This is a genomic window from Nitratifractor sp. (assembly GCF_015487065.1).
Lineage (GTDB): Bacteria > Campylobacterota > Campylobacteria > Campylobacterales > Sulfurovaceae > Nitratifractor.
Map to the genome: position 1 here is coordinate 1 of NZ_WFQN01000123.1, position 9,448 is coordinate 9,448.

Genomic DNA, 9,448 nt, shown 5'->3' on the forward strand with positions numbered 1-9,448 from the left:
CAGGAATCGGTGTCGCTCCCACTCCTTTGGCCGCAGCCGGCATGTGGCAGCCCAGGCACTGGTTGTTTTTGGTCGTAATAGGCACCAGTCCCTCGATACTGTGAGGAATCAACGGCGGGGCATTGACATAGGAGCGCTCAAATTTGGGTGCGGCACCGGGCGCAGGACGGTCGTATTTGACCTCCGGCAGGTTCATCACGCCGCTCAGACCGCTTTTACGCAGTCCCAAATCGGTCTCATCGACAACCTTCTTGGTTCCCAGATCCTGTTTTTTGATCACATCGGGGCTGTTGACCCCTTTGTTGATATTGACATAGTCCCCGGCGAAGAGTACCGCGCCGGCAGCGACGGTACTGATGAGGGCTATTTTGATGCTTCGTTTCATTATTGTTTTCCTCCCGTATTGTTTTCTAGAAAATTGCGCAGCTGGAATCCCAGGGCATCGTCATCACAGACGTCGACGCAGCGGCCGCAGTTGGTACACTCACGGCCGGCGACGAACTCGCTGCGTTTACCGATCATTCCCAGGACTTCCACCTCCGGACAGACCGTTTTGCACTTCATACAGAGTGTGCAGTTTTCACTGTTGTGCTTGACCCGAAAAAGGTTGTAACTTCCGATAATGGCATGGACACCGCCCAGAGGGCAGATGTGACCGCACCAGCCGTTTTTGACCGCAAAGAGATCAAAAAGAAAGATCGCCACCAGCAGCCCCACGCCGGCACCAAAGCCGAAGATGACACCCCGGTTGAAAATCGTGATGGGGCTAAGCACCTCGAAGGCGGCCAGCCCGGTCACGGCCGAGACGATCAGCGCCAGAACGATCATGTAGTAGCGGACGTTCCGGGAGATCCAGACCTTTCGCTCTATCCGGTCGATCAGCAGTTTACGGCGTAGCCAGGCTGCCAAATCTGTCACCATATTGACGGGGCAGACCCAGCTGCAGAAGGCTCGACCGCCGATGATGCCGTAAAAGAGGGCAATCACCGCCGCACCGATCAAAGCGTTGACTCCGACGACGGCTCCCGTGGCAAAGATCTGCAGCACGGCAAACGGATCGGCCAGCGGTACCTTCTGAAAGAGCAGAGAAGCCGACAGATCACCGGTGAGAACCTTCCATCCGTAGGCATTGCCCATGAAGTAGAGAAAGAGCAGACCGAGCTGAACAATCCGGCGCAGGACGAGATATTTGATATTACTCCATTTCATCTCAATACTCCACCCCTTTGTTCAGATAGTCCTCGGGCTTCTTCGCACTCCGGACATCGTGGGTCGTGACATCTTTGCCGACGCGTTCCTGCACCCGTTGCTGATCTTTTTTGTCCCAACCTTTGACATAGTGGGCACCGGGTTTCCCCAGGGCGATCTCTCTGGGCAGGATGAAGATCGCCGGCTTCTCGGTGACACAGGCCTTTTCACAAAGTCCGCAGCCGGTACAATGGTTCATATCGACCACCGGCTTGAGAAAGGCATGTTTCCCGGTCCGCTCGTTTTTGTCGTACTCGAGGCGGATCGCCTTGTCCATCAGCGGACAGGCGCGGTAACAGGCATCACACTGCAGACCCCAGAAGGCGATGCAGGAGTTTTGATCCACTACCGCCAGCCCCATATCCATCATCGTATAGTCCAACTCCCCGGTTTTGGGGTTGGTCACTTTGGCCACATCCAGGGCTCCGGTGGGGCAGGCTGTGACACAGGGAATGTCGTCACACATATAGCAGGGAACCTCCCTTGGTTTGAAGAAAGGAGTCCCGATAGTAACATCCTCCTGGGCCTTGGCCATCTTGAGGGTACCCGGTCGCGGACGGCCGGTATCCCGGTCGATATTGCTGGGGCGGTTGACACAGGCTTCGGCACAGAGACCGCATTTGATGCAGGTCTTGAGGAAATCCGGTTCCGCCAGAGCCGCCGGCGGACGCAGCGTCAGGGGAGAGCTCTTGGCTTTTTCGGTATATCCCGCCCAGAGCAGGCCTCCCATGATCCCCAGTCCCGTCGCATAGGCCAGGTCGGTAAAAAACCGTCTCCGGGAACTGATCTGCGTCTTTTTTGCCTTGGTGTCCACTGCTCATCCTTCCTTTCTTTTAGGCCTTGTAGATCTTGACGGCACACTTCTTGTAGTCGGTCTGCTTGGACATCGGACAGGTCGCATCCAGCGTGACCTTGTTGATGAGCACCCGCTCATCGAACCAGGGCACGAAGACCAGGCCGCGGGGAGGTCGGTTCCGTCCGCGGGTTTCGATGCGGACCTTGACCTTGCCGCGTCGGGATTCGACATAGACCAGGTCACCGTTTTTGAGGCCGCGTTTCTTGGCATCTTTGGGGTTCATGTAGCAGAGCGCCTCGGGCACGGCGCGGAAGAGCTCGGGAACCCGCATGGTCATGGTACCGCTGTGCCAATGCTCCAGTACCCGTCCGGTACAGAGCCAGGTATCGTACTCTTTGTCGGGCATTTCCGGCGGATCCATGTAGGGGCGGGCAAAGATCTTGGCCTTGTTGGCCAGGGACTTTTTGGTCTTGTCCTTGACCCCTTTGAGGTCTCCGCTGGGCAGTTTCTTGGCCAGGGGACCGTAGAAGGCGAAGTCTTTGAGCCCTGCCTCTTTGGCATGTTTGGCGGCATAGGGGTCATACTTGGTATTGAAGCGCCAGAAGGTCTCCTTGCCGTTGACGACGGGCCATTTGAGTCCGCGAACCTTATGATAGGTGACAAAGTCGGCCAGGTCGTGTCCGTGGCCCCGTCCGAAGCTGGCGTACTCTTCCCAGAGATACTGATGGAGCATGAAGCCGTAGCCCTTGAAGACTTTGCCGTCGCTTCCTTTGACGTTGCGACTGTCGCCCAGACATTCGCTGTTGTCGAAGCCTTTCTGGGGGAACTTGTCCAGATCAATGGGATAGTTTTTCTTGGCCCGCTCGTTGGCAAAGAGGATCTCGAACATCGTCGTATCGGGCTTGTAGCCCATCTTCTCGGCCGCTTTGCGTACGTCGGGAAGCTTCTTGCCGTTGCGCAGGGTATAGGGACCCCAGAGATCATTGACGGTGAAGCGCTTGGAGAGTTCGACCCACTGCCAGGTATCGCTCATCGCCTCACCGACAGGCAGCACCTGCTGACGCCAGTGCTGGGTCCGGCGCTCGGCGTTTCCGTAAGCCCCCCACTTCTCGTAGATCATCGCACTGGGAAGCACCAGGTCGGAGACCATTGCCGAAATGCCGGGATAACCGTCGGAGGTGACGATAAAGTTGTCCATCTCCCGGGCAGCTTTGATCCAGTGGCGGGCGTTGGCGCTGTCCTGATAGGGGTTGGCGACGTTGACCCAGGCGAACTTGACCACGCCATCCTCGATATCCCGGTGAATCTTCATGATATGCTGATTGCCCACGGGGTTGAGGGTCCCTTCGGGGATATGCCAGATCTTTTCGGCGATCTTGCGGTGCTTGGGGTTCTTGACCATCATATCCGCCGGCAGACGGTGGGCGAAGGTTCCCACCTCACGGGCGGTACCGCAAGCCGAAGGCTGACCGGTGAGCGAATAGGCGCCGTTACCGGGCTTGGCCTGTTTGTTGAGGAGGAAGTGGACGTTGTAGCTGAGGGTGTTGTCCCAGCTTCCCCGGGTGTGCTGGTTCATCCCCATGGTCCAGAAGGAGACCACTTTGCGATCCTTCTCGATGTAAAGATCGGCCAGCATCTTGAGCTTCTTCTTGAAGGCCTCCAGATCTTCGTCCGGATCCCCCTTGGAAACTTTGGCCACATAGTCGAGAGTATAAGGCTCCAGCGACTTCTTGTACTCTTCGAAACTGATCATCCAGTGCTTGAGGGTACCCGGAGTGTTTTTCATCTCCTCACCGGCTTTGTAGCCGTAGGGTGCCAGCGCAGGTGCTTCCAGCTCCCCGACCTTTTTGCCCATCTCTTTCTGGATGATCTCCATCTCTTTAGCGCTGTATTTTCCTGCCGAACCGTCAGGACGGACGGGAGTCAGCGACTTCTCGCCCTTGCGGCGCATGCCGTAACCGATATTGACGGGACCGACGGTAAAGACAATGTGCTGCTTGACAAAATCCCAATCGATCGCTTCGGGGTGGTTGTAGACGATCTCCCGGGCGACATAGTTCCAGATCGCCAGGTCAGTCTGGGGACGGAAGATGATCTCGAAATCCGCCAAATCGGAACTCCGGGTCCGATAGGTGGTCATGTTGACAACCTTGACTCGATCGGGATCGGAGAGCTTGCGGTCGGAGACCCGGGACCAGAGGATCGGGTGCATCTCGGCCATATTGGATCCCCAACTGATGATGGTATCGGTCAGTTCGATATCGTCATAACAGCCTGAGGGCTCGTCCACACCGAAAGTCTGGTAGAAACCGACGACCGCCGAGGCCATACAGTGACGGGCATTGGGGTCGATGGCGTTGGAGCGGAAGCCCGCTTTCATCATCTTCTGGGCGGCGTACCCCTCCATAATGGTGTACTGACCCGATCCGAAGACCGCCACCCCTTCGGGGCCGCTGGCTTTGAGCGCCTTGCGGATATGTTTTTCCATCTCATCGAAGGCACGTTTCCAGCTGACGGGACGGAATTTGCCGTGCTTGTCGAACTCTCCTTTCTCGTTCATACGCAGCAGCGGAGTCTTCAGACGGTCGGCACCATACATGATTTTGGCCGTGAAGTATCCCTTGATACAGTTCAGGCCCCGGTTGACCGGTGCGGCAGGGTCCCCTTTGACGGCAACGATCTTGCCCCCTTTGGTGGCGACCATGATGCCGCAGCCGGTACCACAGAAGCGGCAGACCGCTTTGTCCCAGCGCCAGCCCTCTTCACCTTTTGCTGCGGCAGCCTGGACCTCGGAGGGGACCGTGATGCCTACGGCACTCGCGGCGGCGGCGGCCGCCGAACTCTTCAAAAAATCTCGTCGATTCATTCCCATTGTAACCTCCTGTATGTTTACGGGATGCACACATTTTATCGCGATGAAGTTTTAAATTTGTTGACTAAAATCAATTGGATTGAAAGTTATAAAAAGTTCATCTTATGCAGTATCGATTGACACGGGTCAAGTGAGAAAAAAACTCGATACAGTACAATAAGAATATCTTAAATTACCAGGAGTGGAGAATATGCGGGAGGAACTGCTTTACCGGATGCAAAACGCCTTTCCACTGACAGCCAAGCCCTTTGAAACACTGGGACAGGAACTGAATCGGAGCGAAGCGGAAGTTCTGGAAGAGGTCCGTCGTCTGAAAGAGGAAGGCATTATCCGTCAGACCTCTGCGATCTTCGATACCAAAAAACTGGGATACCACTCTTCTCTCGTCGCTTTCAGAGTCCCTGAAGCACAAATCGAAAATGCTGCGGAGGTGATCAATATCCATCCGGGCGTCAGCCACAACTATCTGCGTAACCACGATTTCAATATCTGGTTCACTCTGGCGGTACCTCCCGACTCCAAACTGGGACTCCCCGAAACGGTGGAGCGGCTCAAAGCAATGAGCGGAGCCGAAGAGGCGATCATCCTGCCGACGCTAAAGATGTTCAAAATTTCGGTCAAACTCGATACTACAGGAAAACAGAGCAAAAAAGAAAAGCTCCACCGCAAAGAGCACAAGGCTCTGAAGATGCGGGCGCGTCACTTCGCGGTCATCCGGGAACTGCAAAGAGATCTCCCCATCACCTCCGAACCTTTTGCCGAGACTGTGCAACGCCTCAATATTGAGTATGACGAACTTTTCAGACTGGCCGAAGAGCTCAAAGAGGCGGGAGTGATGCGGCGCTTCGCTACGATTCTCAATCACCGCAAAGCCGGCTTCACCGCCAATGCCATGAGTGTCTGGGATGTACCGGAAGAAAGCGCGGAGGAACTGGGGAGAAAAATCGCCGAGTTCCGGGCCGTCAGCCACTGCTATCTGCGCCCAAAATATTCCAACTGGCCCTACAATCTCTTCGCCATGGTCCACGCCACCAGTCAGGAGGCCTGCGACGAGATCATTCGGGAAATCGCCGAAGAGACCGGTCTGACAAAATACGGCAAGCTCTACTCGACCCGGGAGTTCAAAAAACAGCGCCTGGTCTATTTCGATCCGGCATTTGAAGAGTGGGAAAGGAAGTATGGGGATTAGGAGTTAAGAGTTAAGAGTTAAGAGTTAAGAGTTAAGAGTTTAAACTATCTTATAATTTTTTTCAGATTCTTTTAATCGAGTTCTTTGAAAAACCTAAACAATCACTTTGCGTCATCCCGAACTTGATTCGGGATCCACGGCATAACGATTATTCCAAGCCCTGGATTCCGGGGCAAGCCCGGAATGACGGAGGTTTTTCAGAGAACTCAATCCAAAATCATGAGAGCGACCAGCGCTCTCACTCCATCCCCATCTGCTTTTTGAAGGTGGCGATGCAGTTGTTACAGGTTTTGATTTTGTTGCTTTCGATAACATGTTCCAGTGCTTCGGGATCAATGACTTTGATCTCATGATTTTTGTTCATTTCGATCAACCCCTCTTTTTTCATTTTATTGAAGATCCGGGAGAGGGTTTCCGGCGTGAGGTTGAGGATCGAAGCGACTTCGTTGTATTTGAGTTTGCTGAAAATCTCACTGTTCTCCAGGAGCATCTTGGCTACTTTGGCTTCGGAAGAGAAGATCGTTTCCTTGTGAATCAACGCCGAAAGCACCATCACTTTGGAAGTGAGTGACTTGATAATCTCCAGGGAAAAATCACTGTTGGAGAGGTTTTTGTAAACATAATCGTAAGGGATCAGCGCCATTTTGCCGTCGGTGACAAACTCACAAGTGGCCGGGAAAGGCATCCGTTCGAAACAGGCATACTCTCCTACCACTGCCGGGGCTTCAAAACGATTGATCTGGATCTGGGTCCCTTTGGGAGAAGTTTTGTAGAGTTTGACGGTTCCTTCGATCACTACATAGAGGTATTCTCCCCGATCCCCTTCATAAAAGACAATGCCTTCTTTGCCGAAATGACGAATCACGGCACGTTCCTTGATCTCAGCAATGTGCTTGTCGGACAAATTGGAAAAGAGTTGTATCTCTCGTAGATCGTACATTGACCACCACCCTATTTAATGAGGGACTATTGTAACAAAGATTCCTGACCCTCCCTTGAAAGATCGGAAGGAATATCAGCCCTCCTCCGCTCTTTCTCTTCCCAACGATACCACTCAGCAGATTCAAGGCTCTGAAAAAACTCCGTCATTCCGGGCTTGCCCCGGAATCCAGGGCCTGAAGTGGCCGTTAAACCGTGGATCCTGAAGCAAGTTCAGGATGACGGAGAGCGATTATTTCGGTTTTTCAGAGTACTTGATTGGCTCTTTCTCGAACCAACTGAGCTGTTCATGAAGTTCGACAACCTTTCCGACGACAATCAACGCCGGAGTCGGGAGATCTTTGGCCTGCTCGTAGATATTCTCCAGCGTTCCGATGACGGTTCGCTCGTCCGGCCATGTCCCCTTGCTGATGACGGCGATGGGGAAATCTTTGGGTTTACCGATCTCGATCAATTTTTCGACGATGTATCGGAGACGATGAAGCCCCATGAGAAAGATAATCGTATCGTCACTTTTATAGTTTTCCCAGGGAATCTGGCTCTTTTCTTTGGCCGCTTCGTGTCCGGTCACGACCCGGAAACTGACAGTGATCCCCCGGTGAGTGACGGGGATTCCCGCATACTCGGGCACGGCGATGGCGGAGGTGACGCCGGGAATGAATTCGAACCTGATCCCGCGTTCTCGGAGATAGATCCCTTCTTCTCCTCCCCGGCCAAAAACCAGTGGATCCCCTCCCTTGAGACGGACGACGGTTTCGTGTTCCAACGCCGCCCGATAGATCACTTCGTTGATCTCTTCCTGGGGCAGTGTATGGTGGCTGTCAGCCTTGCCGACGTAGATGAACTCACAGCCGTTTTTCGCTTCGGCAAGGATCTCGGGATTGGCCAGCCGGTCATAGATGATGACATCGGCCTGACGGATGACGCGCAGCGCCTTGACCGTCAGCAGATCGAGTGCGCCGGGACCGGCACCGGTGAGATAGACCATTCATGCTCCTTGGTATGAAACTAGTAACGAGCAACTAGTAACGAGTAATTTTGAGATTGGCTCTGTTTCGTTCTAAAATTCTCCATCCTCAATTCTCAATTCTCAATTTTTCACTCCCCACTCTTCACTTGCTATCTCAGCACGGCTGAGATAACACGACGGGTCTTCCGCCCAGAGATCGCCGTGGATCGCCCAGGCGCGGCTGCGGCTGCCGCCGTTGCAGATGTCGATGACACTGCAGTCGGCACATTTGCCCAAAAGTATCCGGGGATGCTCCCGGAGCTGAGTCAGCATCTCATTCTCCACATCCAACCAGATCTCGCTGAAAGGTTTTTCGGTCATGTTCCCGATGACAAAAGGGAAAAAGGGATCGGGTTTGACGTTGCCTTTCCAGTCGATATTGACCAGTTTGCGGCCTGCACTGTTGCCACCCCAGTTTCGCAGCCGCCGCTGCATCTCGTCCCGGAGCTCGGGATAACGTTCGCCGAACTTCTCCAGGAAAAGGATCGCATCCATCTCCATATTCCCCGTAACGACGTCGATCTTGCGCCCTTCCTTATGATACTGAAAGGCTTTGTCGATGATAAACTCGACAAATTTCCGCCGTTCTTCGGGAGAGATATCGATCTTGAGGTTATCCAACCCCCGACCGCTATAGACCAAGTGGGAGATATAGATCTTATCCACGCCGATCTTTTCGGCCAGATCGAAAATATCGTAGAAGCTCCCCTTGGTCTCTTTGGTCAAAGTAAAACGGATTCCCGCGTTGCCGCCGTGGCGCTGAATCAGGGCGATGGCATCGAGGCTACGCCGATAGGCCCCTTCCAGCCCCCGAAAAGCATCATGGACTGCTTCGATCCCGTCGATACTGATGCCGATATAGTTGAAAGTCTCTATGATCCGGTCGACGTTCTTCTCGTTGACATAGAGACCGTTGGTGGAGAGGTAGGTGACAATCCCCGCCTCTCTCATCGCCTCGGCGATCTCGAAGATATCTTTGCGGATCAGAGGCTCGCCGCCGCTGAAGATCACGAAGCGGATTCCGGCTTTGAGAAGCTCGGGGATAGCGTCCAAAATAAATTCGGTACTCAGGAAATCTTCGCTGTTGGGATCGGCGTAGCTGTAGCAGTGGCGGCAGGCCAGATTGCAGCGGTTGGTGAAGTTCCAGATGGCGATAGAGCCGTCAAGAGAGCGTTCGGGTCTTCCCGCCGTCACCGCGTCGATGAGATTGGAGAGACGAAACACTTAGTGACTCACTTTCCGGATCTTGGGGGCAGGCTCATCCGGTGCTTCAAAGAGGAAGATCCCCGAAGGTTTGGGGACAGGCCACATGAAATGCTTCCACCATTTTTTGGGATCGGGATCGGAGACCCGGTAGGCCAGCACCTCGTTTTTGGTATTGACACTGAAGTAGAG

General features: G+C 54.0%; 8 protein-coding genes. 1 reads left to right on the forward strand and 7 read right to left on the reverse strand.

Annotated elements, in window-relative coordinates:
- The 4 genes from F8I07_RS10085 to napA all read right to left on the reverse strand — a co-directional run.
- A partial coding sequence (locus tag F8I07_RS10085) for a nitrate reductase cytochrome c-type subunit (protein WP_367264507.1) occupies positions 1-385 on the reverse strand: 385 nt, incomplete at its 3' end.
- Positions 385-1,209 (reverse strand): quinol dehydrogenase ferredoxin subunit NapH, encoded by an 825-nt coding sequence (gene napH / locus F8I07_RS06555; protein WP_292657304.1) that lies wholly within the window; start codon positions 1,207-1,209, stop codon positions 385-387. The genes F8I07_RS10085 and napH, both read right to left, overlap by 1 nt.
- Position 1,210: 1 nt before the next feature.
- A complete protein-coding gene (gene napG / locus F8I07_RS06560; RefSeq protein WP_292657307.1) occupies positions 1,211-2,062 on the reverse strand; it encodes a ferredoxin-type protein NapG in 852 nt (283 codons plus the stop codon).
- A gap of 19 nt (positions 2,063-2,081) precedes the next feature.
- Positions 2,082-4,916, reverse strand: coding sequence for a nitrate reductase catalytic subunit NapA (gene napA, locus F8I07_RS06565; RefSeq protein WP_292657310.1), 2,835 nt, complete (start codon positions 4,914-4,916; stop codon positions 2,082-2,084).
- 190 nt (positions 4,917-5,106) lie between these two features.
- Here napA and F8I07_RS06570 point away from each other — a divergent pair, with 190 nt between their 5' ends.
- Entirely contained in the window at positions 5,107-6,105 is a 999-nt protein-coding gene (locus F8I07_RS06570; RefSeq protein ID WP_292657313.1) for an Lrp/AsnC family transcriptional regulator, read from the forward strand.
- Positions 6,106-6,343: 238 nt separating this feature from the next.
- Here F8I07_RS06570 and F8I07_RS06575 read toward each other — a convergent pair whose 3' ends face one another.
- The 3 genes from F8I07_RS06575 to F8I07_RS06585 form a co-directional block, all read right to left on the reverse strand.
- The gene (locus F8I07_RS06575) at positions 6,344-7,045 is read right to left on the reverse strand and encodes a Crp/Fnr family transcriptional regulator (protein ID WP_292657315.1); all 702 of its coding nucleotides are present in this window, start codon (positions 7,043-7,045) and stop codon (positions 6,344-6,346) included.
- A 231-nt stretch (positions 7,046-7,276) separates the two neighbouring features.
- Positions 7,277-8,032: a uroporphyrinogen-III C-methyltransferase gene (cobA, locus tag F8I07_RS06580; RefSeq protein ID WP_292657318.1), complete on the reverse strand. Its 756-nt coding sequence runs from the start codon at positions 8,030-8,032 to the stop codon at positions 7,277-7,279.
- A gap of 102 nt (positions 8,033-8,134) precedes the next feature.
- Complete coding sequence (locus F8I07_RS06585; protein WP_292657321.1) at positions 8,135-9,277, reverse strand: radical SAM protein; 1,143 nt, start codon at positions 9,275-9,277, stop codon at positions 8,135-8,137.
- Between the last annotated feature and the right edge of the window lie 171 nt (positions 9,278-9,448).

Bases quoted from the DNA above. Each gene is read 5' to 3' on its own strand.
- napH (WP_292657304.1), bottom strand. From the start codon at position 1,209: ATGAAATGGAGTAATATCAAATATCTCGTCCTGCGCCGGATTGTTCAG.
- napA (WP_292657310.1), bottom strand. From the start codon at position 4,916: ATGGGAATGAATCGACGAGATTTTTTGAAGAGTTCGGCGGCCGCCGCC.
- F8I07_RS06570 (WP_292657313.1), top strand. From the start codon at position 5,107: ATGCGGGAGGAACTGCTTTACCGGATGCAAAACGCCTTTCCACTGACA.
- F8I07_RS06575 (WP_292657315.1), bottom strand. From the start codon at position 7,045: ATGTACGATCTACGAGAGATACAACTCTTTTCCAATTTGTCCGACAAG.
- cobA (WP_292657318.1), bottom strand. From the start codon at position 8,032: ATGGTCTATCTCACCGGTGCCGGTCCCGGCGCACTCGATCTGCTGACG.